This window comes from Streptomyces sp. NPDC059900 (assembly GCF_050270335.1).
Taxonomy (GTDB): Bacteria; Actinomycetota; Actinomycetes; order Streptomycetales; family Streptomycetaceae; genus Streptomyces.
On sequence record NZ_JBNNJZ010000054.1, the window covers coordinates 1 to 22,816 of the forward strand.

At 67.9% G+C, this 22,816-nt stretch carries 26 protein-coding genes; 3 read left to right on the top strand and 23 right to left on the bottom strand.

Annotated elements, in window-relative coordinates; all coding sequences use genetic code 11:
* Positions 1 to 165: 165 nt before the first annotated feature.
* Positions 166 to 720 (top strand): hypothetical protein, encoded by a 555-nt coding sequence (locus ACQKIP_RS11140; RefSeq protein WP_365852090.1) that lies wholly within the window; start codon positions 166 to 168, stop codon positions 718 to 720.
* A 110-nt stretch (positions 721 to 830) separates the two neighbouring features.
* On the opposite strand, the gene ACQKIP_RS11145 is transcribed toward ACQKIP_RS11140, so the two are convergent.
* The 15 genes from ACQKIP_RS11145 to ACQKIP_RS11215 form a co-directional block, all read right to left on the bottom strand.
* Entirely contained in the window at positions 831 to 2,057 is a 1,227-nt protein-coding gene (locus ACQKIP_RS11145) for a tyrosine-type recombinase/integrase (protein ID WP_365852088.1), read from the bottom strand.
* 78 nt (positions 2,058 to 2,135) lie between these two features.
* Positions 2,136 to 2,324: a helix-turn-helix domain-containing protein gene (locus tag ACQKIP_RS11150; RefSeq protein WP_365852086.1), complete on the bottom strand. Its 189-nt coding sequence runs from the start codon at positions 2,322 to 2,324 to the stop codon at positions 2,136 to 2,138.
* A 367-nt stretch (positions 2,325 to 2,691) separates the two neighbouring features.
* Positions 2,692 to 4,236 carry a YfjI family protein gene (locus tag ACQKIP_RS11155; protein ID WP_427742835.1) on the bottom strand — a complete coding sequence of 515 codons (1,545 nt, stop codon included), beginning with the start codon at positions 4,234 to 4,236 and terminating at the stop codon, positions 2,692 to 2,694.
* 163 nt (positions 4,237 to 4,399) lie between these two features.
* Entirely contained in the window at positions 4,400 to 5,302 is a 903-nt protein-coding gene (locus ACQKIP_RS11160; RefSeq protein ID WP_365852084.1) for a bifunctional DNA primase/polymerase, read from the bottom strand.
* Positions 5,303 to 5,388: 86 nt separating this feature from the next.
* Positions 5,389 to 5,877 carry a hypothetical protein gene (locus ACQKIP_RS11165; RefSeq protein ID WP_365852082.1) on the bottom strand — a complete coding sequence of 163 codons (489 nt, stop codon included), beginning with the start codon at positions 5,875 to 5,877 and terminating at the stop codon, positions 5,389 to 5,391.
* A 3-nt stretch (positions 5,878 to 5,880) separates the two neighbouring features.
* Complete coding sequence (locus ACQKIP_RS11170) at positions 5,881 to 6,489, bottom strand: hypothetical protein (RefSeq protein WP_365852080.1); 609 nt, start codon at positions 6,487 to 6,489, stop codon at positions 5,881 to 5,883.
* 13 nt (positions 6,490 to 6,502) lie between these two features.
* Entirely contained in the window at positions 6,503 to 6,691 is a 189-nt protein-coding gene (locus tag ACQKIP_RS11175) for a hypothetical protein (RefSeq protein WP_365852078.1), read from the bottom strand.
* 5 nt (positions 6,692 to 6,696) lie between these two features.
* Positions 6,697 to 6,987 carry a hypothetical protein gene (locus ACQKIP_RS11180; protein ID WP_365852076.1) on the bottom strand — a complete coding sequence of 97 codons (291 nt, stop codon included), beginning with the start codon at positions 6,985 to 6,987 and terminating at the stop codon, positions 6,697 to 6,699.
* A gap of 141 nt (positions 6,988 to 7,128) precedes the next feature.
* The gene (locus ACQKIP_RS11185) at positions 7,129 to 9,315 is read right to left on the bottom strand and encodes a cell division protein FtsK (protein ID WP_365852074.1); all 2,187 of its coding nucleotides are present in this window, start codon (positions 9,313 to 9,315) and stop codon (positions 7,129 to 7,131) included.
* A 120-nt stretch (positions 9,316 to 9,435) separates the two neighbouring features.
* Positions 9,436 to 9,801, bottom strand: coding sequence for an RRQRL motif-containing zinc-binding protein (locus tag ACQKIP_RS11190; protein WP_365852072.1), 366 nt, complete (start codon positions 9,799 to 9,801; stop codon positions 9,436 to 9,438).
* Positions 9,801 to 10,685, bottom strand: a complete 885-nt coding sequence (locus ACQKIP_RS11195) for a DUF2637 domain-containing protein (protein ID WP_427742838.1) — start codon at positions 10,683 to 10,685, stop codon at positions 9,801 to 9,803. The genes ACQKIP_RS11190 and ACQKIP_RS11195 overlap by 1 nt, the downstream gene beginning before the upstream one ends.
* Positions 10,682 to 11,011, bottom strand: coding sequence for a hypothetical protein (locus ACQKIP_RS11200; protein WP_365852068.1), 330 nt, complete (start codon positions 11,009 to 11,011; stop codon positions 10,682 to 10,684). Before ACQKIP_RS11200 ends, ACQKIP_RS11195 begins: the two co-directional genes overlap by 4 nt.
* 87 nt (positions 11,012 to 11,098) lie before the next feature.
* Positions 11,099 to 11,545 carry a transcriptional regulator gene (locus ACQKIP_RS11205; protein ID WP_365852066.1) on the bottom strand — a complete coding sequence of 149 codons (447 nt, stop codon included), beginning with the start codon at positions 11,543 to 11,545 and terminating at the stop codon, positions 11,099 to 11,101.
* A 157-nt stretch (positions 11,546 to 11,702) separates the two neighbouring features.
* Positions 11,703 to 11,903 (bottom strand): hypothetical protein, encoded by a 201-nt coding sequence (locus ACQKIP_RS11210; RefSeq protein ID WP_365852063.1) that lies wholly within the window; start codon positions 11,901 to 11,903, stop codon positions 11,703 to 11,705.
* A gap of 39 nt (positions 11,904 to 11,942) precedes the next feature.
* Positions 11,943 to 12,173 carry a hypothetical protein gene (locus tag ACQKIP_RS11215; protein ID WP_365852061.1) on the bottom strand — a complete coding sequence of 77 codons (231 nt, stop codon included), beginning with the start codon at positions 12,171 to 12,173 and terminating at the stop codon, positions 11,943 to 11,945.
* Positions 12,174 to 12,795: 622 nt separating this feature from the next.
* On the opposite strand from ACQKIP_RS11215, the gene ACQKIP_RS11220 reads away from it, so the two are divergent.
* Positions 12,796 to 13,566, top strand: a complete 771-nt coding sequence (locus ACQKIP_RS11220) for a helix-turn-helix domain-containing protein (protein ID WP_365852059.1) — start codon at positions 12,796 to 12,798, stop codon at positions 13,564 to 13,566.
* The gene (locus tag ACQKIP_RS11225; protein WP_365852057.1) at positions 13,563 to 14,036 is read left to right on the top strand and encodes an NUDIX hydrolase; all 474 of its coding nucleotides are present in this window, start codon (positions 13,563 to 13,565) and stop codon (positions 14,034 to 14,036) included. The genes ACQKIP_RS11220 and ACQKIP_RS11225 overlap by 4 nt, the downstream gene beginning before the upstream one ends.
* Here ACQKIP_RS11225 and ACQKIP_RS11230 read toward each other — a convergent pair.
* From ACQKIP_RS11230 to ACQKIP_RS11265, 8 genes are all read right to left on the bottom strand, one after another.
* Positions 14,024 to 14,593 (bottom strand): HD domain-containing protein, encoded by a 570-nt coding sequence (locus ACQKIP_RS11230; RefSeq protein WP_365852055.1) that lies wholly within the window; start codon positions 14,591 to 14,593, stop codon positions 14,024 to 14,026. The two genes, ACQKIP_RS11225 and ACQKIP_RS11230, sit on opposite strands and share 13 nt — an antisense overlap.
* An 11-nt stretch (positions 14,594 to 14,604) precedes the next feature.
* Positions 14,605 to 15,051 (bottom strand): GntR family transcriptional regulator, encoded by a 447-nt coding sequence (locus tag ACQKIP_RS11235; RefSeq protein WP_365852053.1) that lies wholly within the window; start codon positions 15,049 to 15,051, stop codon positions 14,605 to 14,607.
* Between the two features lie 101 nt (positions 15,052 to 15,152).
* Complete coding sequence (locus tag ACQKIP_RS11240; RefSeq protein WP_365852051.1) at positions 15,153 to 15,758, bottom strand: hypothetical protein; 606 nt, start codon at positions 15,756 to 15,758, stop codon at positions 15,153 to 15,155.
* Positions 15,759 to 15,881: 123 nt separating this feature from the next.
* A complete protein-coding gene (locus ACQKIP_RS11245) occupies positions 15,882 to 16,556 on the bottom strand; it encodes a restriction endonuclease (RefSeq protein ID WP_365852049.1) in 675 nt (224 codons plus the stop codon).
* A 102-nt stretch (positions 16,557 to 16,658) separates the two neighbouring features.
* Positions 16,659 to 17,306, bottom strand: coding sequence for a hypothetical protein (locus ACQKIP_RS11250; RefSeq protein WP_365852047.1), 648 nt, complete (start codon positions 17,304 to 17,306; stop codon positions 16,659 to 16,661).
* A gap of 750 nt (positions 17,307 to 18,056) precedes the next feature.
* Positions 18,057 to 20,813: a pyruvate, phosphate dikinase gene (gene ppdK, locus ACQKIP_RS11255; protein ID WP_427742843.1), complete on the bottom strand. Its 2,757-nt coding sequence runs from the start codon at positions 20,811 to 20,813 to the stop codon at positions 18,057 to 18,059.
* Between the two features lie 504 nt (positions 20,814 to 21,317).
* Complete coding sequence (locus ACQKIP_RS11260; protein WP_365852045.1) at positions 21,318 to 22,598, bottom strand: NAD(P)/FAD-dependent oxidoreductase; 1,281 nt, start codon at positions 22,596 to 22,598, stop codon at positions 21,318 to 21,320.
* Between the two features lie 6 nt (positions 22,599 to 22,604).
* On the bottom strand, positions 22,605 to 22,796 hold the full coding sequence (locus ACQKIP_RS11265; RefSeq protein ID WP_365852043.1) for a ferredoxin: 192 nt from the start codon (positions 22,794 to 22,796) through the stop codon (positions 22,605 to 22,607).
* Between the last annotated feature and the right edge of the window lie 20 nt (positions 22,797 to 22,816).

The following is a 22,816-nucleotide window of genomic DNA, read 5'->3' on the forward strand; positions in this document are numbered from 1 at the left end:
AACCGGAGCTCTCACGCAAGCAGCAGCAAGCCGTGGACCACTTCAAGCCGCAGATCAGGACCGCCGTCAGGAAGCTCGGCCGGCGAAATCAGGCCACGATGCTGGAAGCAGAGCGAGTCAAGGCCGAGAAGGAAGCCGCGAAAGCCTGCAAGAAGGGATGAAGCGATGACATTGCGTTCCGATGTGGCCGAGTTGCTGGCGGAGGCCGGCATCCTCGACGTGGACGTCGACGAGGCCGTCGCGGACGACCACGCCCGAACGGCCGCGTACCTTCGCGTCGTCTCGGCGATCGCCGCCTGGCAGAGCCGCGAGCGGGACCGCGCGATCGTGGCCACGATCCTGCGCGATCCCAACGACATGGGGTCCAAGACGGCGGTCGTCGCCCTCGTGGACGAGATCGCGAGGAAGGTGACCGGTCCTGACGAGTTCCGGCAGTGGTCGCAGGCACTGCTGCCGGAGATCGACCGGCTCGCGGCCGAGGGGCACCGCGAGTTCATCCGCCGCCGCATCCACGACTGGCTGCTGCACCTGTCCGTCAAGGACGGCCACGTGCCGACACCGGAGGAGTTGGCGGAGGTCACCGATTGGATGCAGCGCCACCTCGCCGAGGGGGCGGTCTCGCCCGCGGTACTCGCCGTGGTCGCCGAGTCGGCCCGCACCAATAAGACACGGAACATCGCGAAGAACCGGGCCGGCAGCCGGGAGCTGAGATCGGAATGAGCCGGTAGCGGCATGCCGAAGGGGCAGCTCCCCCGCACAGGGTGTACGAGCCGACTTCCTGACCTGGGAAGTCGGCTCCTCCCCTGCCTCTCAGGGCACTTTGAGGGCACTCAGTTGAGGACCGCTTCCATCATGTCGGCCGTCTCGTCGACGTCTGCCTCCCAGAGATGGGTGTAGACGTTGAGCGTGATCGATGGCTTGGCGTGACCGAGTCGCTTCTGAACCTGCTTCGGCGTCGCCCCGTTCTTGATCAGAACCGACGCGTAGAAGTGGCGCAGGTCGTGAAGCGTTGTGTCCGCGGGCACCCGCACCTTGCTGCCGGACTCCTCCAGGTAGGCGTTCGCCCGTTTGACGTTGCGGGCCCAAACCCTCGTCCAGACGCTGCGCCTGATCGCACCGCCGTGCTCATTGGTGTACAGCAAGCGCGCGTTTCGCCAGACGGGCTTGCGCGGGTTCGACCGGTCCTCGATACGCACGACCTGCGCCGGGAATTGGTCGCGGTGCCGCGTGATCTCGGCGATGACAGAGGGCCCTTGAGGAACCACCCTGTGGCTCTGCTTGGTCTTCGGCTCTCCGATGTACGGCACCCCCTTGTCGGGACCGAGCAACTGCTGCTTCACCGTTACGGCCTCGCCCGGCTCCTCGTCCTCCAGACCGAGCAGCTCGCCTTGCCGTAGCCCCGTGGAAGCGGCCTGCTTCACCAGTGCCCGGTAGCGGGGTGATGCCGTAACGATCAGCGCCTTCGCGGCATCCGGGTGGAGCGGGTGAATCTCCGGATAGAAAATCTCGGGCGGCTTCAGCCCCTCCCACGGGTACTTCGGGATGACGCCTTCCTGGTGAGCCATCTTCAGGATGCTCGTGCAGACATTCCAGGGCGTCGCAAAGGTCGACGGGGCGATGAACGCGGACCGATCTTTGATCCACTTCTGGCCGTCTGCTCGCTGGATGCTGCCGATCTGCCGGTTGCCGAATGTCGGGTAGACGTGCAGCCGTAGGGCCCTCTCGACATTCGCTACGGTCCGCTCGCGATGTACGGCCGTCTCCTGCCAGCGCTCAGCGACGACCCGGAACTTCTGCTTGCCAAGCTCCCGGTTCACGAACGTGCCGCTGTCGAGTTCGGTCCTCACCTTTGCTGCCCGTGATTCCGCGGCCGTCCTCTTCTCGAAGTTCTCCTTGCACTGCTTGCCGGACAGATCCCGGTAGCGCACCTGCCAGCGCTTCCCGACACCGTGGTCTCTGCTCGGGTACACGGTTGCAGTCTTGGTGCTGTGCGCTTCGCACGGCTCGGCGTCGGCCGGCGGGCGGGACAGGTGCCAGCGGTCGTACACGTCAGCCATCAGTTCTCCTCCTCCCAGAACAGGCCGAGGCGACGCTGAAGTGGCCTGTCCCCTCGTTAGGTTCGGTGTCGTTTCGGGTCATGCTGCGCATCGGCCGCCGATCTCTTCAGCGTCGAACTTGTCGAGCGCTTCGGCGTCGTACAGAACGTGTCGACCGCGCCTGATGAAGCACTGCGGGCCCGTTCCGGCGTAGCGCCAATACCGGACGGTCGACGGCGACGTCCGGTAGCGCTCGGCGACTTCCGCGGTCGTCAGGTACTTCCTCATGACGTCCTTCCTGTGGCGAGCGACAGTCGCGCGATCGCCGCCTGGAGATGGCTTCCTGAGCGAGTGCCGCCGCACAAACCGCAGAATCCGCACAAACAGCGGAGATAGCCGATGACCTGCGGCGATGCGATGCGCAGGTGGCGGTAACGGCGTCCCGCAAAAATGCGCGATATTCCGCAAAAATCACGGGCGCAGCCCAGACAGCACGGGGCGGTGATCCGGTCCCGGATTTTTGCGGAATATTGCGGGATTGTGCGGTGGGGCCTCGTTGCGAGAGGTGCGAGGCCCCGCCGCAGGTCAGCGGACATGCCGAGGGATATTGCTGATTTTGCGGTTTGTGCGGGCGGGTTCGTGCGGCTGCGGGCCGTCACGCGACCTCCCGCAGGGCGGGGTGGAGGCGGTAGCGGGGTGCGGGCGGTCGTCCGCGGCCTCCGGTGCGCTGGGGTTGGTAGGCCCGGAGGTATCCGTGCTCTTCGAGCAGTGCGGCGGCTGGTTCGAGATCGGCGACGTTGGGGAACTCGCTGCGGGACAGCTTGGTGAACAGGTCCCGTCGGCTGACGTCCTCCCAGCCCCCTGCGCGCAGCGCTTCGAGCAGGGCGCGGGCGCGGCCCACGGTGGGGTCGGCGCCCATGACGTCGAAGACGGCGAGCGCGTGAGCGGTGAAGTACTCCCCCAGCGTGATCGCGTTGCGCATGGTGGCCTCGGTGACCGGCTTGGTGTGGCCGGTGTCGAGGTGCTCGGCCAGGTGCAGGAGAGCGGCCATACGGGCGACCGCTCCGGCGACCTTTCCGGCCCAGTTGGCAATGTGCCCCAGCGCTCCCCCGCGGGCGGCGAGTTGGGGCTCCACGCGCTGTTGGTAGGCGATAAGGGCTTGGTCTGCCTCGGGGCTGAGCTGGATGACGGCCGGGTCGGTCCATTCCGCCAGGGACAGCGTGAGGGCGATGATGTTGCGCTCGTAGGTAGCGACGGCCTCGGCCGGGATGGGCTCGGTGATGACCTCACGGTGTCCCACCAGGGAGGCAGGCAGCGAGTACAGGAAGCGGGCCAGCAGCCCGCGGCCGTCGAACCCCTTGACCTTGGCGATGTCGCGCAGCACGTCGGGCTGGACGGCCAGGCCGATGGTGAGCGCGGGGTGGTCGATGTACTCGCGGCGGGTCTGCCGGTTCACCCGGAGCCGGTCCCCGGCATGGCCCTTGAGGAACACCTCCATGTTCGGGGCACCGGAGTAGCGTCCGGCGATGATGTCGAAGATGCCGCCCTCGGCCGACATCACGGCGAGCCGCCCGCCCTGCTCAGCGATGAGCGAGGTGACCGTCTCGGAGGTGGAATCGTCCGCCAGGAGCAACGGTTCGACGGGCACGGACACCGCCTCGGCGGTCTGTGCCAGGCCGATCGCCTCGGCCACGAGTTCCTCGCGCTTGCCGCCCTCGGCGTTGACGGCCTTGGCCGCGACCTTGTCGGCCGCTTCCTTGGCCAGCCGCGCGGTCATGGCCGCCTCGACGATGGCCGGGGCCATCGCAGTCTTGAGCTGCTTCTCGGCCTCGTACAGCGGGTCGGTCAGCAGGGAGAAGACAGCGGACTTGCGGTTGGCCGGGGGCAGCGCGCACACCACGTAGAGGTTGGTGGGCTCGCGCCAGTTGCCCCGCACGTGCACGACCGCGCGCCCGCCGGATGCGGTGGCCAGCACCGACAGAGCCACGGAGCTCGCCAGGTCGATGGGCGTCTGGGTCTCCTGCGCGACCGCCGTCACGAACTGCCCCAGCCAGGCGGGGAAGACGTGCGCGGGGAAGGCGGGCAGCTCGCGCCGACCGGTGAGCGGGATGGGCTCTTCCCACACGGCCTCGGTGGGGGCTGGTTCTTCGGTGGGGTCCTGTCCGGTCCACAGGTCGGTGTCCACAGGCTGTGTGCTCACGGTGTCCTCCCCTCCTGCGGGTCAGAGCGAAGTGCTGAAAGGGCGCCCTTGCGGGCGGCGACCTTCGCCGCGCCATCGGCGGGGGGGCCTGCGGGGGGGGGGGGGGCGCGCGGGGTTGGGGGGGTGTGGGGTGGGCTTTTCCGGGGGGGGGGCCCACCGGGGCTCATGCCGTCCTCCGGGGCTGGCATGTGCGGATGGCCCAGTTCAGTGCGCTGCGCAGGGTCGAGCGGCACTGGGAGGCCGGCAGACCGGTGGACTCACCCGAGAGCTGAAAAGCCTCCTCCACCGTGTGGCGGGGGATGTCGCCCCAGGCCACGAAGCGGCCCATGGCGCGCGCGGCCTTGAACAGGGTCTCCTCGCGCTTGCCCTCCGGCGCCGCCTCGATCGCAGCGCGCTCGCGCTCCAGAGCGACCTGTGCGCATCGGGTGCCATGGCGGGGCCCGTGCAGCACGAGGGGGCCTGCGGGCAGCTGGCGGGGCGTGAGAGCGTCTTGGAGCCAGCCGGGCAACGGCAGTACCGGCGCGGCATCCAGGACCGCGTAGGTGCCGTTGGGCGTGGTACTGCCGGGAGCGACGACGTAGCCGCCCCACGCACGGGTGTCGACCTTGGGCGCCAGGGTCTCCTTCGTGTTGTGCAGGCGTGCCCCGGCGGGGGCGGTGAAGTACAGGTGCTGACCGCCGCTGGCAGTCCGCACCCGGTAGGTGGCCGGGACGGTCTGTCCGGCGCGCTCGCAGAGCGCCGCAAAGGTCCTCACGCCGCTAGGCGTGCCCTTCGGGTCCTTCGCCTTGGGCATGTCGAGATCGACGACGACTAGCCCCGACGGGCCCGTGGCAATGCCGATGTTGAACGGGCGCATCGTCCACGCGCTGTGGATGCGGCCGGGATCGCGGGTGGCGCGCTGCTCGAACTTGCGGTGCACGTCGGCGCATTCGCCGGTGCCGGGGCAGCGGGTCTCGCCGTGCAGGGCGGGCCGCTTGTCGCCGGGGCGCAGGGGGAAGACGTACCAGCCGCGGGAAGTGGCCTGAAGCGCCGCGGACAGCAGCGCGGAGGTGGGGGCAGGTGTCATGCTGGGGGTTCTCCTGTTTCTCTCGAAGGGACGGAGAGCCGAGGCGGTCGCGGTCTTTTGGTGAGAGGCGACCGCCTCGGGCACAGCTACTGGTTCTTGGCCCACGCGGCGTACTCACGCCGCACGTAGTGGCGCGGGTCGATGTGGCCTGCTCCGTCGCGGTCCATCAGGTAGAGAGCGGCGGCATCGGCAACCTCCGCGGCCCCGGTGGATGGGATGGCAGGGTCGTCCTGGAGCGAGATGCGGTCCAGGACTGCGGCCTTGCGCAGGTAGTACTCCCGCTCCAGTTCAGCGAACTCGGTCTCGGTGAGGCGGTGCTCGCCCGTGGCCACGGTGCGTGCGTTGCGGGAAACCCAGCCGATCTCGCGGACGATGCTGGGTGCGTCCGCGTAGGCCTGTTCTGGAGTGGGCCACGGATCAACTTCAGACCGGTGATCGGCGGTCATGGACAGCCGGACCTTGTCTGCCGAAGGGGCCTCACGCTCAAGCACAGGACCAATAACGAAGGCCTCGGACAGCGCGCGAGTGATGAGCGCGGCGTCGCCAGACGGGCAGATGATTCGGATCTCGAACATGGCTCAGGGCTCCATGGTCATTTCGGCGGTGGGGAGTTCGGGCAGTCCCGCGCGGGTGAGCGCGGCGGGGTCGTAACCGGGGAGGCTTGCCCGGGCGAGCAGCGCGGTGGCGAGCTGCTCGGCGTACTGGGCCCCGGCGCGGGCGGATTCGATCTGCGCCCCGGCCCGCAGCGCCTCGACACGCTCAACGTGGGCGTGCTCCTCGCGGCGCTCGCCGGTGTGCCGTTCGTGGGCGAGGCGGTCGCGGCGGTCGGTTCGCCAGTAGCGGGCGGCGAGCCCGTAGGCGGCGGCCGTGGCCAGCGCCCACAGCAGGAGCGGCAGGGAAAGCCCGTCGGCGTATCCGGCGACCCCGGCGAAGGCCAGGGCGCCGGAGGCGGCGAACGCGGTCCCGGCGATGACCGCGTTACCGGCCGCGCCGATGGAGGCGAAAGTGCCGGCCGCCCCGGCGGCGAGGGCGAGCGCGGTCATCAGCACGGCGTTGCCGATGCTGTGTTCGGCCCCGTTGGCGTTCCAGATGCGGGCCAGGATCAGCACGGTGGAGGTGGCCAGCACGGGCGCGGCCTTGGGCGCGATGACGGCCAGCCAGTGCCGGGCAAGGATCTGTTCGTTCATGACCGGTCCTCCCTCACAGGTCGGGGATGGCGTTGATGACAGCGGCGGTGAGTTCGTTGACGGGCCCGGCCGCGCCGGTGGAAGCGAGGAAGAACCCGAACATCACGGCGATGAACGCCGAGCCGTAGCCCAGGGACTTGCCGCGCAGGAGGAAGAACAGGATCAGTCCGTAGAGCAGGACCAGGGAGACGGTGACGGCCATCGGGCTCATCCCTTCGCAATGAAGTAGGGCTTGGTCTTGGCGGGGGTGTCGGTGCCTGCGCGGTGGATGCGGGCGCAGCGGTTGTAAAGCCAGCGGCCGATGCGTATGCGCTTGCCGGTGGCGTTGCAGCGGCGGCAGTCCTTGCCGCGCTTGGGCCGTCCCTTGCGGTCGGTCTTGAGCGCGTGGCCCATGCCGCGGCACTTGCGGCAGTTGCCGAACGGCGAGGCAGCACACACGGAGACATAACAGAGCGTCACGCCGAGGATCAGGGTGATAGTGAGCAGGGCAGGGGTCATCACGGGCCCTCCCGGGCGGGTTTCAGGGGTTTCCGCAGGTGGGCCGCTATCCGCTAGCGGCCTGATCAGAGCAGGTATGGGGCGCTAGCGGGGTCGCTAACGTTAGCGGGGCGTGCCGCTAGCGCTAGCGACCCCTAGAGGTCAGCCCGCGTCCCGCTTTCCGTCACGCTCCGCGATCGCGGCGGTGATGTGGGAGCGGTCGACGCCCCGGCGGTTGACGACCTTGCCGTCCACCCGGCGGCCCACCTGGACGGTGGCGATGCCGTGCGGCTTGAGCGCCGCGTTCAGCGCCTCGGGATCCCAGCCCTCGTACACGTCGGGCCGCAGTTCGGCGAGGCGGGTCACGATCGTCTCGGACCACAGCTTGGGTTCCTTGGCCGTGACCACGGCGAGGATGTCGGCCAGCAAGTCATAGGCGCTCGCCGCGACTTCCGGCTCCTCCCCCAGTGCGTGCCCGGAGAGCAGTCCGGCCCGCTCGCGTGCCTTGCGGGCACGGGCGCCGATGGCCTCGGCGCCGGGGCCGTCCACGTAGACCGAGCCGACGATGCGGGCATCGGAGCCCTCGCCGACGAAGTAGTGGATGCCCTTGTCGCCCCAGGCGAACATGGTGGCCCGTACCCCGCGCTTGTAGGCGGAGGTGCCCAGCACCATGTCGTTCTCCAGCTGACCCATGACCTTCAGGCACCAGCGGGCCGAGGCGTTCGCGGAGATCCCGGTGGGCAGCGCCTTGGCGTCCGGCCGCTGCGTGGCCAGCAACAGCACGATGCCGGTGGCCGGACCTCGCTTGACCAGATCGGTGGCGATCTCCTCGAACTCGTCCTTGTGCTTGGGGTGCTCGAACAGCACCTGGCACTCATCCACCCCGATCACGATCGGGTGCAGACCCAGCGAGCGCCGGTCAGCGAGTTCGCTGGTCACCTTCGACTCCGGGCAGATGTCCCGGGGCAGCGAGCGGATCACCTTGGTGCGCCGTCGCAGCTCCTCGCGCAGCGCGCGGAAGTCGTTCAGCACGTACGCGATCGCCTCGTCATCGTCCCCGGCGGCATGCCGGTGGGAGACCGCGTTGCCCACCGGGTCGAGGTCGCCGGTGCCCTTCATGTCGTAGGTGTGCAGCTCGGCCCGCGCATCCAGTGCCGCAATCAGCAGCAGCAGGCGGAGCAGGAACGTCTTGCCCATGCGCGGGATGGCGCCGATGATCCCCGCGATGTACATCAGGGTGACCTCGACCCAGCGTCCCCGCTGGTCAGTGCCGTAGGCGACCGGCTTGAACAGGTTCACGCTGCCGCTGTTCAGCAGCGGCCACTTGGGCTTCTTCGCGGTCGACATGTCCTGATCGCCGACCCACAGCACCAGGCGCCCGGTGTGCTCGTCCGGCACGGCCTCGGGCCACACGCAGCCCAGCGGGCGGCGCAGCCCCGAAGCGAGCCGCTCGCGGCGCTCGATCACGTCGGTGACCGTCACGCCGTACGGGAGGTCGCCCTCCGCGCGCCAGCCCGGGCCGTCGCGGGTGATCGGGGCGGTGAACACGAACCCGTCCCGGCCCTTGCCCTGCGCCTGGTTGATTGCCGGAATCCCCAGTGCCCCCAGCGCGCGCAGCACGATGTCGCTGGTCAGCTTGGTGGCCTTGGGCAGTTCCACCGCCTTGTGGATGACCGGGTCATCCGCCCGGCGGCCCGCGAAGCCCAGCGCCATCGTGACCGCGCTGATCGAGATGGCCTGCAGCCAGGCCGGGGCGAGCACGTAGATGGCCAGCGCCGCCCCCAGCCCGACGAACATCGACAGCACGGCGACCAGGGTCCGCAGCCGCACCCGGCCATCACGCTGCCGCGAGAGCTTGAGGTACTCGGCCGCATCCTCTCGGCGCACGGCAGCCAGCCGGACCGGCTCGCCCTCGCGGTCGGCGACCCACCGCAGCGTCCCGCCCACGAACTTCGCCGCCCCGGCCGGGGCCTGGAGGGCCAGGCGCGCGGCGTAGATCGGGGAGCGCAGCGCGTGATAGCCGGTGGCGTGCGCGTAGTGGCTGGCGACCCAGGTGGCGGCGGTCTTGAGTTCCGCCACGGACCGCAGCCACTCCGGGACGACCGTCCGACGGTGGGCGCCCCGCAGACGGCCCAGGTAGCCCGGACCGGCCGCTTTCGCGGTCGGCTGGTCGACCATGACCGCGCGCTCCGGGTCGCCCGACCCGGTGGGCGGCCCGGCCGGGTCGGGGGTGGCCGACTCGGCGCGGGCGGTGCGGGCCGCGTCGAGGTCGACCACGTCGCCGCCGGACTCGGTTGCCATCTCGGCTTCGAGCCGGTTGAACAGGTTGTTTTCGTCCTCGTGATTCACTGAACGTCCTTCCCGAACGCAGGGTTGGAAGGGGTCCGGACGGCGCTTTGGCAGGCCGACCGTCCGGACCCCGCTGAGCGAAGTCGTGCCAGGTCAGTGCGTGTGCAGGGGTGTGGCTGGTCAGGCAGCGAGCCCGAACCGTTTGGCGCACGGCTCGCAGGCACCGACGGAGGTGCGGATGACGTATCCGGCGTCCCTCGCGCATAGGGGGCACAGGCGGCGGGCGCGCATCATCGCTTCGTGCGCCCGCCAGCGGCCGGGGGTCATCGGCCGGACCGGCCGGGCCAGGTCGACGCGGTAGAGGTAGGCCACCGCCAGCCCGCGCGGGTAGCGCCACATGAGCTGAGCGGCCACGTCCTGACCAGCGGGCCGCAGACCGTCGGCCCGAAGCTGCCTGCGGGTCGCAAGACCCTGCGGAGCCCACCGCAGCGGATAGGTGGGAATGCCGTACCTCGCGCCGTCCGGGTCCCAGAAACGGGCCGACATCACGCGGCCTTGAGACCGCGTTCGGCCCGCAGGGTGTCGCGCAGCACGCGGGCGTTGGCGGGCGAGGTATGCACCTCGCGCCGGATGCCCTCACCCGTCAGCTTCGCGTCCGGCCAACCGGCCGTCGCCTCGCGCGCCTCGGCAAGGAGTTGGTCCGGCGTGCGCTTGGGTCGGCTCGGCCGGGCGGCTTCCGGCACGCGGCCGGTGGCCCGACGCGGCCGACTCGATTCCGCGGCCAGCGGGCGCGGCTCGATCGGCCGCACCGCAGGCGACTCGATCGCAGGAAGCTGCTTGAGCGGGAGAGTCGACTTCAGGAAGCCGACCGCCACCGCGCGCGGCAGCGGCAGGGGGTTCGCGGTGATCGGCTCCGGGGTCGATACCGGCAGGTCAGCCTTAGACCGATTCCTAATGGTCTCGGCAGATTCCTCCGCATTTGCAGTCGGCTGCTCGATCGGGGCGGGGCGGTGGTGCAGGACCTTGGCGACCAGATCGGAGCCGAAGTAGATCGACCCGACCGGCAGCGAGGTGGCCAGCAGCACCAGCGCCCAGTTCGCCGGGTCCCAGTCCGCCAACTGCCCCCAGTCGACCGTCCGGCCGTGCAGATCGGGCACCAGGCCGTGCACGTAGTTCAGCACCAGCGGGGCACCCGTGTAGGTGCCCAGCACGCGCAGCGCGAAGGTCCGGTCCCGACCGGCGAGCACCAGGGTGGCGACCAGGGCCAGAGCCATCAGGCCGTCGACCACGAACGGGTAGAGCGTCGCGGCCGTGGCGTCAGCGCCGACCGCGTTGGCGATGTCGCGCAGTGCGTTCCACGACACGCGAAAGGCCATGCCGACCACGCCGACCAGCGCGGCCACCAACAGGGTTTTGGCGAGGCGGTTCATGCCGCTTCCCCCGTCCCGGAGAAAGTGCCGGCGGAGTGGGCGGCCACCCGCAGGAGCGGCACGGTGCGGGTGAGCGCGTCGGCATACAGCGCATCCCACGCGGCCACCTCATCGCCGCTCTCGCCGTCTTCCCGCAGTTCCGCGAGGACCTCGTGGGCCACGTCCTGACGGGCCGCACGCTCCGCGCGGGACTCGGGCCGCAGCGGGCCGCGGAACAGCTCCTGGAACACGTCGGTGTCGCTGTCGGGCAGGCCGTCGAAGCCGAGTGCCAGCTCCTGGAACTCGGTCGTGTTCAGCACTTCGTGATGGCCGATGTAGGCACGCATGGGTGACTCCTGATTCGAAGGAACGGAGGTACCGGGGCGGCCTCGGTCTTTGGTGAGAGGCAGCCGCCCCGGCAGGGGAAAGGGGGGTCAGACGGTGGCGATGATGAGCGCGGCGACCAGCAGCCACAGGTGGTGGAAGGACTGGTCCAGGGCGTAGGCGCCGGTGCCGATGTGCGGGTTGTCGTCGCGGCCGGGGCGCGGGGCGCCGAGGCGGTAGAACTCGGCCTTGCCGGTGACCCTGGCCAGGCGGGCGAGGGTGCTGCGGCGGTCGGCCCACCAGTGCGTGACGGCGTCGATGCCCAGACCCAGCACCAGGCCGGGCAGGCTCACGGTGAGGTTCAGCAGCCACAGGACCGGCAGCAGCAGCACGAGCTTGGTGGCGGTCAGGGTGGCGACGTGCCGGGCACCCGCAAGGCGGCCGACCCAGCCGGGGCGGCCCTTGTGCGCGGACTGGCAGGAGGTCTGCACCCAGTGATCCCCCACGCTGTGGGCGACGTACAGGGCGACGAACACGGCAGCGAAGACAGAAGCCATCGGGCAACTCCTCGAAGGGGAAGAAGAGCCGGGGCGGCCTCGGTCTTTTGGTGAGAGGCGGCCGACCCCGGCAGGGGAATCCGGACGGCGGAGCGGTCCGGTCGTGCCCCGGCCGGGAGTCGAACCCGGCCTTGCGACCATCGGGGCGGTGGAGAGGTCAGAAGCGCTTGGTCCCAGGGGGCGTGGCCGAGGGGTCGACGTCGACCGTGGCGCCGCAGCCGCCCGTGCTGCACGTGTAGCGGCTGTCGTCCCGCTCCATCCCCTCGCCGTGATGCATGGGCGAGCCGATCAGCTCTTCCGAGTAGGCGGCGAACTTGGCTTCGTCTTCGGTCATGCCGGAGTACAGGCGCGAGCTCATAGCGATCTCCCTTTTGGTCAGAGCGGTTGGTGAGCGGGCTCAGTGCTGGGCGTCGCGGCTCTGCACGAGCTGGATGGCCATGCGGGGGAAGTCGGCGACCGCGTCGAAGTCGGCGAACTTCACGCCGTGGATCTCGGTCGCCTGGATCATGTCGCGCAGGACCGAGCAAGCGTCCGCCTTCTGGGCCGGGGTCGGATGACAGTGCGGGGCGAACTGCCTCGCGGCAGAGGCGACGCGGCGGGCGATCTCGTCAAGCTGGATCTGGTCCACGGTGCTTCCTTTGCTGAGAGGGACGCGGCGAGAAGAACCCCGGCCGCGATGCGGCAGAGGCAGTGCCCCGCCCAGGAGTCGAACCCAGGCTTGCGACCGTCGAGGCAGTGAGAGGCGAGGGCAGAGCCCTCGCGAAGGTGCTGCGGATTGCAGATCACGCAATGCCGGTCACGCCCCGAAGGGCGGAACCGGGCAGGCCACCCGGCCCGACATAGTCAGTCGGGGTGGTGGCCCGCACCCATCGACCGCCCCTGTTCAGGTGGCTGGGTCGGCACTCTGTTCAGTTTTCAAAGCGGTTCCGCTCCCAGCCCGTCGGCGAGCGACTGAAGTCGCTCACCCAGTTCTTCCGACCGGTGCGGGTACTGCGGTTCGTGCGGCTCCGCCGGTTCAGACGGGCACCGCCCCGATGAGGAACATGTATTACGTGTTCCTCATCATGCAGAGGGAGGTTCGCGCCGTCAAGCCCTTCGGCTGTTTGGGGTTCCGCGAGTCCCTCACGTCGGTGTGCTTACAGACTGGCCCGGCAGTCGAAGACGATCGACCTCGCACATGTACGACCTGCGGACGACTTCGCTACGGTGAAGTCGTCCCAAGTCGTCCCAACCAGGGGAGAGTTCGCGGCATGCCTAACGAGAGGCTTCGAGGCGCGATCGTCGAGAGCGGGATGACGCTCGATCAGGTAGCCGCGAGGCTTGGAGTTTCGGCGAAAACGGTTGAGCGTTGGATTGGTGAGCCCAACCGAAAGCCGTACCGGCGCTTCCAGTACGCAACTGCCTCGCTCCTGCAATGCGAGGTCTCCTACCTGTGGCCGGAAGAGCGAACGTCCGCCGAGGTCACCGAAGCCGGAAATGCTGAGCTGATCAAGCTCTACCCGCACCGATCCGTCGTACCGAATCGCTTGTGGCCACAGCTCTACGCACAGGCAACGCAGTCCTTCGACGTACTCGTCTACTCAGGGTTCTGGCTCACTGAGGACGCCACGTTCCACCGAGTCGTCAAGGAGAAGTCAGCGGCGGGCGTTTCGGTCCGCTTCATGCTCGGGGACCCGGACTGCCCGGCCGTCGCCGTGCGTGGCGAGGATGAGGGGATCGGGCCGGCCATGGCAGGCAAGATTCGAAACGCGCTCATCAACTACAGTCCGCTCTTTGGGCTGCCCGGAGTTGAGTTCCGCCTCCACAGCACGACGCTCTACAACTCGCTGTACCGAGCCGATGACGAGATGCTCGCGAACGGCCACCTCTACGGGGTCGGCGCGTACATGGCTCCTGTGCTGCACCTGCAACGCGTGCCTGGCGGCGAACTGTTCGATGCCTACGCTGAGAGCATCGAACGGGTCTGGGAGTCAGCTAGGCCCATCACCTCACCTGCTGATCGCGGAGGTCTCCACGCATGAGTCGAATCGACTACTTCCGCGACCCCAACGCGCCAAAGGCCAACTCCGTTGTCCCTTCGGTTACAGCAGTCGTCCTGAACGATGCCGGGCAGCTCCTACTCATCCACAAGACCGATAACGACCTGTGGGCGCTCCCTGGTGGCGGACACGACATTGGCGAGCGCATCGGTGACACCGCCGTACGGGAAGTCGTAGAAGAGACGGGGATCAACGTCGAGATTGACAGCATCGTGGGGCTCTACACCGACCCTCAGCACGTGCTCGCGTACGACGACGGCGAAGTACGGCAGCAGTTCTCGATCTGCTTCCGCGCCCACCCGACGGGCGGTTCACTACGAACGAGTAGCGAATCCAAAGAGGTTCGCTGGGTCGACCCAGCGAACCTCGATGACCTCGATATTCACCCGTCTATGCGGCTGCGTATCCAGCATGGCCTGGACGGGTCTCGCCACGAGCCTTACATCGGCTGATCCGCGGCGGGCGCCTGAGCGAGGCGCCCCTCCACTCGTTCCACGGCTCCGTGGATCTCGGGCGCCGCACGCTGAATGAAGCGGCCGACGACGGTGTCTGGGCCGTACCTCTGCACGATCTCGTCGAGCCTCTTGGTCGACGTGGTGTGCGCGCCGTCCGGGGTGGTCGTCATGTCACAGAAGAGGAGCGCGTCAACCAGGTCGGGCCGCTCTAGCTCGAACTCGGTCTCCAGCTCCCGCCTGAGCCCCCGCTCATCTGCCTCCAAGAGAGCGCAGGAGTGATGTGCCACGAGCCGGGTCACCCGCTCGTTCGCCTGCTCCTCATCCCGGAGAAACCGAGCCCCATCAAGCGGGTGGAAGCCAGTGACAGCGATTTGCGGCGAGTATCCGATGTCGTGCAGTACGGCGGCTGCTTCCAGCAGCTCCGCATCGTCTCCCAGGATCGAGCCCAAGGAGCGGGCACGCTCGGCGACTCCCAGGGAGTGCGCCCACCTACGCGGCAGCGGTTCGGCCAGCAGCGATTTAGAGAGCGCGTACGCCCACTCATTCAGTCCCATGGCGGCCAAGGCTACGGCCGGCCGCTGGAAGACGGGAGGGCGCGAACGGTGCGCCCCTTGCCGTGGACAGTGGCGAGCAAGCCGGTTCCCTCCATCTGGGCAAGCCCACGGCGCACGGCAGTGCGGGACATCCCGAACCGCTCGCAGAGTTTGGCCTCGGACGGGTACTTATCCCCGACCACGAGCGAGTCCTCTTCGATTACCGCGATCATGCGATCCACGAGGGGGCGCCGGTCGCCTCCCCGAGAAACTCGCCATCCCACCCCAGGGGCGGACTCCAGGACACCCTCGGCTTCGAGGGTCTTGAGAGCCCTGCGAATCGTGTTGCGCCCGACCCCGTGCGTACGTACAAGGTCAGCCTCGGACGGCAGAGCATCGTCAATCTCGCCCTCCTCGATTCCCTTTCGAAGGGCCTCCGTAATCACGAGGTAGGTTCCGCGCGGACTGGCCTCCGACACTGAGGCTCCTCTCATGTCTCCGTTGCTCGCTGCCAAGAATCGCACGGTCGCGCGCAACACATCACGGCTGCTCCTGTCGCGCCCAGCCAGGCCCCTCCGCCTCACAGCCCGTCTCGGTTGGGGCGTAGCACGGCTCCATCACCCTGCAACGACTGACCTACAGCGTCGATTAGGGCACTGTGCTTACGACCGAGGGTGTGCCTCTGCCGCTCCTCACGCGCCCGCCACCTGGCCCTGGTCTCATCGGACGCTGTCATGATGCCGTCGGCCCACTCCTGAATCTCCTCGTGATAGTCCTCGATCAACTGCCAGAGTTCACGTGCCGCCTGATGCACTTGAGCAGGACCGAGGAGGCGGAGGGGGAAGTAAGCCCTCCGAATCTCGTTCCTGCTCGCTTGGTAGGCCTGCCAGACATCGGCCGACGCCTCGATCTCCAGGTCGAACATGCGCGTGACGTTGGATGCAGTAATGGTGAACCCGTCGTATGCCTCAAGCATGAGAACCGCCGCGCGCTTCCTCTCGTCCCGCAACCAGTGGTCATGCTGGGCACGCTCCTGGGTGCGTGCTTGCTCGATCGTCGCGCGCGCCGTGGTTTCAGCGCCCATTCGCGCTCCGCGGACCGCAGCAAGTCCCCCCATGGCCGCGCCGCCAAGCGCCCCGACCAGTCCAACGCCCGCCGCCACTAACGCCACAAGACCTTCATCCATGAAGGCAGGATGCAAGATCGGAGGTCAAGTAGACGCGAAGTTCCGCAATCTGGGGCGCGAAACGTTCCCGAGCGGCTGCCCTGGCAGTCGCCTCAAGCGTGCTCCACACACAGCAACGCCGCTTTAACCAGTCTCCCCTAGCAGCCCAAGCACCGCATTCTTCAGAGCGTCACTATCATCCTCATCGCGCCACTGCACAAATGCAATCTTACTCCCGCCCTCTTGCGATTTTCGCAGAAGCATCCCAGCGGGACGCGTGAGCCGCTGATGCGCGACCAGAATACCGCCCATAAAACCCTCCGAAGCCATTCCATTTATTTGACGCACTGCTGTTGATGGCACTGGAGACTGCGATGACCTCACTTCAAAAAAGATCGCTCGATGATCGGGCGTATCAGCGATCATCTCGATATCTACGAGACCATCCCTCCTCTCCTCCCTGATGGAAAATTCTGGAAACAGGCGCACCAACTCAGCACGTACGAGTCGCTCATACACCAACTCTGAGGTTCGGATGAAGGAAGAGTCACGAGCAACCCGAGGGTCGATTGTGCTGAGCGCTTCCAGCGCACTACGGGCCTCGCGGGGAGGAGCCTCTTCGGCCTCCCTGATAACGCGACTTCGCCTCGTCGCAAAGCGCATCTGAGTTTCACCATGGCCAAGACTCAAGAGCGGATTTCCACTAATAAGCATTAACAGGAAAACGATTCCGCCCAATATCAACGCCACAGAACCGGCTTGATTATTGGTAACGAAGACGGCCACGGCTCCCGCCCCCGAAAGCGCCAGCCCTGTCACGCCAGCAGCAAATCGGCCCCACGTAGACAGGGGCTCCCCTTCCTCCTCACTTGGATCAACTATCCCGTCAGATGACTGATTAGCGTCAGACATGGTCCAGCCTCAGTTGGGCTTAAGGACTCTAGGGCATTCCTTCTTGGCGCGTTCCGGATCGCGCAAATCCCAGTATCGACATTTCCGCAGGAGATCCAGATTATCGCTAGCCTTCCGGAGTTCTGCTGACGATTCCTCCATGAGATCCCTGTCTCTGCGGATTAGATCACTAGAGTTTTCCAGCGCAATGATGCTGCTAATGGTTAAAGCGATCATCGCCGCTACACCTATTATCGGACCCGCGACATTAGCGAACCTAAACAGGCGTGTAGAGGTCGTCTCAAAGTCTCCTTGGTCGCCACGCTTTACAGGCGTCTCAAGGATTGTCGCAAATTTGACGTCCACGTCCCGCTTACCGCCGTCAACCAGAACCGCAAGCTCTAGGGTTTGACCTTTCGCGATAAGCCCTGGATGGATCTGCAGTTCATTCCCAGAATACGATAACTGCGGAATTGCGGACGTAGACGGCTGCGTCCGGGAGTCCAAAACAGAGATCACCGGAACACCGAAATCGAATACCAGTGAATCAGCGCCGTTTACGAAGTCAGAGCTTTGTACGTCTCGACGCCCAGAGTTCCTCAAAAGCAACTCTACGAGTCTCGGCTCGGTCAGGACGGCCTGGCCGTGGCTGACACTTACCTGCGTCGCAGCATTCACGTCTCGCAGGAGAGCGGAATTGACGTGCTGCCTCCAAATAATACGGCGTCGCGGATTTACACTCCGCAACGCGGCCCAAGCCGTCAAAATCGCGACTAGAACCGCGATAATCACCGTGATTATCGTATTCCAGAAATCGTTAGAGCCAACGTACTCTTCTGCGATGATCAATACTTTCCCCGAGGCTTATGGAGTAAATTTCAGCCGCACATGTATCACTTTGGATGAGTGAATCAGGATGTCCGGGAAGATCGCCGCCAACTACAGTGTGCTGTAGCCAAGTTGAGACCTTGCCCGGTCGGCGTCACGGGCACGGGAAGCGTCAGATACTCGCGGCGGTTCAATCACCTCCCTCATCTAAGGCCAGTCGAGCGACCTCCATGAAGCGGTTTAGGCCCTCGCGGAGTTCTTCCCTTTCAGCCGTCCGGCCCGCGTCGAGCTGCACCACGAGCCCCGATCGCCGGGCAGATGAACCAACGCCACCCCTGCAAGACGCGTCAACCGCCCCCGCACTCAGAGGGCACAGCGAGGGCACAACGGCGTCGGGCGGGTTCAACGGCAACCAACGCCAGCAAACGCCGTTCAGCCAGGTCAGCGGCTTCCCTTGACAGTCTCCGCAGAGAATGCCCGAAGGGGCAGCTCCCCCGCACAGGGAGCTGCCCCTTCGTGGTGAACCGGGGCCGTCGTCGCATCGGTGAGGGTCGGGGACACGACGACGGCCCCGGAGTTCGCCCGGTGGCCCTGAGGGGCCTACCGGTGGTCGCTGCCCGCCGACTCCGAGGCGGCGCGCCCCGCCTCCAGGCGGGCGACCGGGATGCGGAACGGGGAGCAGGAGACGTAGTCCAGGCCCACCTCGTGGAAGAAGTGCACGGACTCCGGGTCGCCGCCGTGCTCGCCGCAGACGCCGAGCTTCAGGTCGGGGCGGGTGGCACGGCCGGCCTTGACCGCGTCCTTGACCAGCTTGCCCACGCCGTCCTTGTCGATGGTCTCGAAGGGCGAGACCCCGAAGATGCCCTTCTCCAGGTACGCCGTGAAGAAGCTCGCCTCCACGTCGTCGCGCGAGAAGCCCCAGACGGTCTGCGTGAGGTCGTTCGTGCCGAAGGAGAAGAACTCGGCTGCCTCCGCGATCTGGTCCGCCGTGAGCGCGGCACGCGGCAGCTCGATCATGGTGCCGAGCGCCAGCTTCAGCGCCACGCCGGTGGTCTCCTCGACCTCCGCGATGACCTGCTCGGCCTCCTCGCGGACGATCTCGAGCTCCTGGACCGTGCCGACGAGCGGAATCATGATCTCCGCGCGCGGGTCGCCCTTGGCGTTCTTGCGCTCGGCCGCGGCCTCGGCGATGGCCCGTACCTGCATGGTGAACAGGCCGGGGATGACCAGGCCGAGGCGTACGCCGCGCAGGCCGAGCATCGGGTTCTGCTCGTGCAGGCGGTGCACGGCCTGGAGCAGGCGCAGGTCGTTCTCGTTGCTGTCCTTGCGGGACTCGGCGAGGGCCACCCGGACGGAGAGCTCGGTGATGTCCGGCAGGAACTCGTGCAGCGGCGGGTCCAGGAGGCGGACGGTGACGGGCAGGCCGTCCATCGCCTCGAAGAGCTCCACGAAGTCGCGCTTCTGGAGCGGAAGCAGCTCCTCCAGGGCCTTCTCGCGCTCCTCGTCCGCGTCGGCGAGGATCAGCCGCTCGACCATCTCGCGGCGCTCGCCGAGGAACATGTGCTCGGTGCGGCACAGGCCGATGCCCTGGGCGCCGAAGCGGCGGGCGCGCAGCGCGTCCTCGGCGTTGTCCGCGTTGGCGCGGACCCGCAGGCGGCGTACCCGGTCCGCGTACGCCATGATCCGGTGCACGGCGCCGACCAGCTCGTCGGCGTCGTCGGCGCCCGCGTGCATGCGGCCCTCGAAGTACTCGACGACCGGCGAGGGGACCACGGGCACCTCGCCCAGGTAGACCTTGCCCGTCGAGCCGTCGATGGAGACGACGTCGCCCTCCTCGACGACCGCGCCGCTCGCGGAGATCAGGCGCCGCCGCTTGGTGTCGACCTCGATCTCCTCGGCGCCGCAGACACAGGTCTTGCCCATGCCGCGGGCGACGACGGCGGCGTGCGAGGTCTTGCCGCCGCGGGAGGTGAGGATGCCCTCGGCCGCGATCATGCCGTCGAGGTCGTCGGGGTTGGTCTCACGGCGGATCAGGATGACCTTCTCGCCCGAACGCGACCACTTGATGGCGGTGTACGAGTCGAAGACCGCCTTGCCGACCGCGGCACCGGGTGACGCGGCGATGCCCCGGCCGAGCTGCTCGCCCTTCGCCGTCTCGTCGAAGCGCGGGAACATCAGCTGCGCGAGCTGGGCGCCGTTGACGCGCTGGAGCGCCTCGGCCTCGTCGATCAGGCCCTGGTCGACGAGCTGCGTCGCGATGCGGAAGGCGGCACCGGCGGTGCGCTTGCCGACGCGGGTCTGGAGCATCCACAGCTGGCCGCGCTCGATGGTGAACTCGATGTCGCACAGGTCCTTGTAGTGCGTTTCGAGGGTTTCCATGATCTGCATGAGCTGGTCGTACGACTTCTTGTCGATCTGCTCCAGATCGGCGAGCGGGACGGTGTTGCGGATGCCCGCCACCACGTCCTCGCCCTGCGCGTTCGTCAGGTAGTCGCCGTACACGCCCTGGTGGCCGCTGGCCGGGTCGCGGGTGAACGCGACGCCCGTGCCGGAGTCCGGGCCGAGGTTGCCGAAGACCATGGAGCAGATGTTGACCGCGGTGCCCAGGTCGCCGGGGATGCGCTCCTGGCGGCGGTAGAGCTTGGCGCGGTCGGTGTTCCACGACTCGAAGACCGAGCGGATCGCGAGGTCCATCTGCTCGCGCGGGTCCTGCGGGAAGTCGCGCCCGGCCTCGGTCTTGACGATCTTCTTGAACTTCGTGACCAGCTTCTTCAGGTCGCCGGCCTCCAGGTCGGTGTCGACCGTGACCTTCTTGGCGGCCTTGGCGGCCTCCAGGGCGTCCTCGAAGAGCTCGCCGTCGACGTCCAGGACGGTCTTGCCGAACATCTGGATGAGGCGGCGGTAGGAGTCCCACGCGAAGCGGTCGTCGCCGGACTGCTTGGCCAGGCCCGTCACCGACTTGTCGGAGAGCCCGATGTTCAGGACGGTGTCCATCATGCCGGGCATCGAGAACTTGGCGCCCGAGCGGACCGAGACGAGCAGCGGGTCATTGGCCTGACCGAGCTTCTTGCCCATCTTCTTCTCGAGGGCGTCGAGGTGCGCACTCACCTCGTCGCGCAGCTCGACCGGCTCCTCGCCGCTGGCGAGGTAGGACTTGCAGGCCTCTGTGGTGATCGTGAAGCCCGGAGGGACGGGCAGCCCGAGGTTGGTCATCTCGGCGAGGTTCGCGCCCTTTCCGCCGAGGAGGTCCTTGAGGTCCCTGTTGCCCTCGGTGAAGTCATAAACGAACTTCACGGCCGCATCGCTCGCATCGCTCTCGTCGTTCTGCGCTACGTGGGGAACTTTGTTTTCCGACACGGGTCTCGACTCCTCGAGGACTCGGTGGCTGCCCTGACGGCGAGGAACATACCCAGATCGAAGGCACCTGGGTACGTCCACTTGCGCGTCATACGGCTGTAACCACCCGTCCGCCAGTAGATCGAAAGTAACTGAGCGGTAGCCGGCTCGGAGATTATTCATTCAACTCTTGAAGACTCCACCCCCGTAGAACCTGGGATTCGCTCAGATGAGCGCAAGATCCTCAGATGTGAGTTCACCTCATGAATGATCGAGCAGTGGCACTGAGTGCCACCCCTTGAAGAAGCGGAGTCGCCCTTGATCCGCTCATCTGAGCGCAAGCCATATCAGGGGTGGCGAGAATCACGCCGTTTGAAGCGGCCGGATGTCAGCATCCGGACGCGGTTCGAGACGGACACGAGGCGACGACCTCCACTCGGGCGGCGAACGGCCACGAGCGGCGAGCGGAGCCCTGCGCGCGCCCCTGCGACGAGCGCAGTCTTCCGGCCAGATCTCCCGCGATCATCAGAACGCCGGCGACTTCCGGGCCTCGTCCGGCAGAGCCATCAGCTCCCCCCGATAGCGCCCCGCCAGGGCCGCGGCCCTGGATCCGCCCAGGGACACCACCCCCACCATCCGGTCGCCCCGGTAGTAGCCGTAGACCACATCCCCCTCCCCGGCGCCTTCCCTGTCCCCCGCATCCCCCGCACCGGGCTCCCCCGCGAGCAGCCGGACCTCGTCCCCCGCCCCCGGCAGCCCGAACGACTGCACCCGCACATCGAACTGATCGCTCCAGAAGGACGGCAGCGGCGCGAACGGCGCCAGGCCGTGCTCCCTGCCCCCGAGGCCCGCCACAAGTACCCGCGCCCCGTGCCGCGCGCAGTCCGAAGGCATCGACCAGTGCTCGACCCGCCGCGCGAGCCTCCCGTAGCGGGGGTTCGGGAAGCGCGCCACGTCCCCCACGGCCACCGCGTGCGCGAGCCCCCCGATCCGCAGATGCTCGTCGCACAGGACGCCGTCCGTCAGGTCGAGGCCGTCCCCGGCCGCCTGGCCCGCCGCCAGCCACTCCGCGTTCGGCAGCGAACCGACCGCCTCGATGACGACATCGGCCGCGCACTCGGTGCCGTCGTCGAGCACCGCGCCCCCGGCCGTCAGCCCGGCGACGAGCCGTCCCATCCGGAACCGCACCCCCCGCGCCTCGTGCCGCCGTCGCAGCACCCGCCCCGGCTCCTCCCCCACCGCGAGCATCATCGGCTCGGCCTCCGGTGCGACCACCGTCACCTCGCAGCCCGCCTTGCGGGCGGTGGCCGCCACCTCGCAGCCGATGAAACCGGAGCCGATCACCAGGACCCGCACGCCGTCCGCCAGCTCGGTGCGCAGCGCCCCCGAGTCCTCAAGCGTCCGTACGACGTGCCGGGGCGGCCCTCCGGTCAGGGGAAGCCTGCGTGGCCGCACCCCTGTGGCGGCCACCAGGCCCTCGTACCCGTGGACCGATCCGTCGGCCAGGGTGAGCGTGCGCGCGGACAGGTCGGCGGACGCCACCGCCGTGCCGAGCCGCCAGTCCACGTCGTCGGTGCTGGGGCGCCGGCGCAGCGCCGTGGCGGCGGCGGGGGCCTCGCCCGCCAGTACCTCCTTGGACAGCGGGGGCCGGTTGTACGGGAGGTGGGGTTCGTCCCCGTACACCGTGATCGCCCCTTGCCAGCCCGCCGCGCGCAGCTGTTCGGCCGCCCGCAGGCCGCCGAGCGACGCGCCCACGACGGCGATGCCCGCCGAACCCGCTGATCCCGCTGATCCCGCCGGTGCCACGGCGGGTCAGCCCTCGATCCGGATGGCCTGGAGCGGGCAGACGTCGGCGGCGTCCTCCACGTCGGCGCGCAGGGCCTCGTCGGGCGTTTCGACGTACGCGAGACGGCCGTCCTCGTCGAGCTTGAAGACGTCCGGCGCGGCGAAGACGCACTGTCCGTGGTCCTGGCAGACGTCCAGGTCGACGGTCACCTTGAGCATGTGAACTCCTTTGGCAGTGG

Excerpts from the sequence above, each read along its gene's own strand:
- ACQKIP_RS11180 (WP_365852076.1), bottom strand. The coding sequence starts at position 6,987 with ATGACCCCTGCCCTGCTCACTATCACCCTGATCCTCGGCGTGACGCTC.
- ACQKIP_RS11150 (WP_365852086.1), bottom strand. The coding sequence starts at position 2,324 with ATGAGGAAGTACCTGACGACCGCGGAAGTCGCCGAGCGCTACCGGACG.
- ACQKIP_RS11225 (WP_365852057.1), top strand. The coding sequence starts at position 13,563 with ATGAGTCGAATCGACTACTTCCGCGACCCCAACGCGCCAAAGGCCAAC.
- ACQKIP_RS11165 (WP_365852082.1), bottom strand. The coding sequence starts at position 5,877 with ATGTTCGAGATCCGAATCATCTGCCCGTCTGGCGACGCCGCGCTCATC.
- ACQKIP_RS11175 (WP_365852078.1), bottom strand. The coding sequence starts at position 6,691 with ATGGCCGTCACCGTCTCCCTGGTCCTGCTCTACGGACTGATCCTGTTC.
- ACQKIP_RS11145 (WP_365852088.1), bottom strand. The coding sequence starts at position 2,057 with ATGGCTGACGTGTACGACCGCTGGCACCTGTCCCGCCCGCCGGCCGAC.
- ACQKIP_RS11170 (WP_365852080.1), bottom strand. The coding sequence starts at position 6,489 with ATGAACGAACAGATCCTTGCCCGGCACTGGCTGGCCGTCATCGCGCCC.
- ACQKIP_RS11240 (WP_365852051.1), bottom strand. The coding sequence starts at position 15,758 with ATGGATGAAGGTCTTGTGGCGTTAGTGGCGGCGGGCGTTGGACTGGTC.
- ACQKIP_RS11140 (WP_365852090.1), top strand. The coding sequence starts at position 166 with ATGACATTGCGTTCCGATGTGGCCGAGTTGCTGGCGGAGGCCGGCATC.
- ACQKIP_RS11200 (WP_365852068.1), bottom strand. The coding sequence starts at position 11,011 with ATGCGTGCCTACATCGGCCATCACGAAGTGCTGAACACGACCGAGTTC.
- ACQKIP_RS11190 (WP_365852072.1), bottom strand. The coding sequence starts at position 9,801 with ATGTCGGCCCGTTTCTGGGACCCGGACGGCGCGAGGTACGGCATTCCC.
- ACQKIP_RS11210 (WP_365852063.1), bottom strand. The coding sequence starts at position 11,903 with ATGAGCTCGCGCCTGTACTCCGGCATGACCGAAGACGAAGCCAAGTTC.
- ACQKIP_RS11265 (WP_365852043.1), bottom strand. The coding sequence starts at position 22,796 with ATGCTCAAGGTGACCGTCGACCTGGACGTCTGCCAGGACCACGGACAG.
- ACQKIP_RS11160 (WP_365852084.1), bottom strand. The coding sequence starts at position 5,302 with ATGACACCTGCCCCCACCTCCGCGCTGCTGTCCGCGGCGCTTCAGGCC.
- ACQKIP_RS11230 (WP_365852055.1), bottom strand. The coding sequence starts at position 14,593 with ATGGGACTGAATGAGTGGGCGTACGCGCTCTCTAAATCGCTGCTGGCC.
- ACQKIP_RS11195 (WP_427742838.1), bottom strand. The coding sequence starts at position 10,685 with ATGAACCGCCTCGCCAAAACCCTGTTGGTGGCCGCGCTGGTCGGCGTG.
- ACQKIP_RS11205 (WP_365852066.1), bottom strand. The coding sequence starts at position 11,545 with ATGGCTTCTGTCTTCGCTGCCGTGTTCGTCGCCCTGTACGTCGCCCAC.
- ACQKIP_RS11220 (WP_365852059.1), top strand. The coding sequence starts at position 12,796 with ATGCCTAACGAGAGGCTTCGAGGCGCGATCGTCGAGAGCGGGATGACG.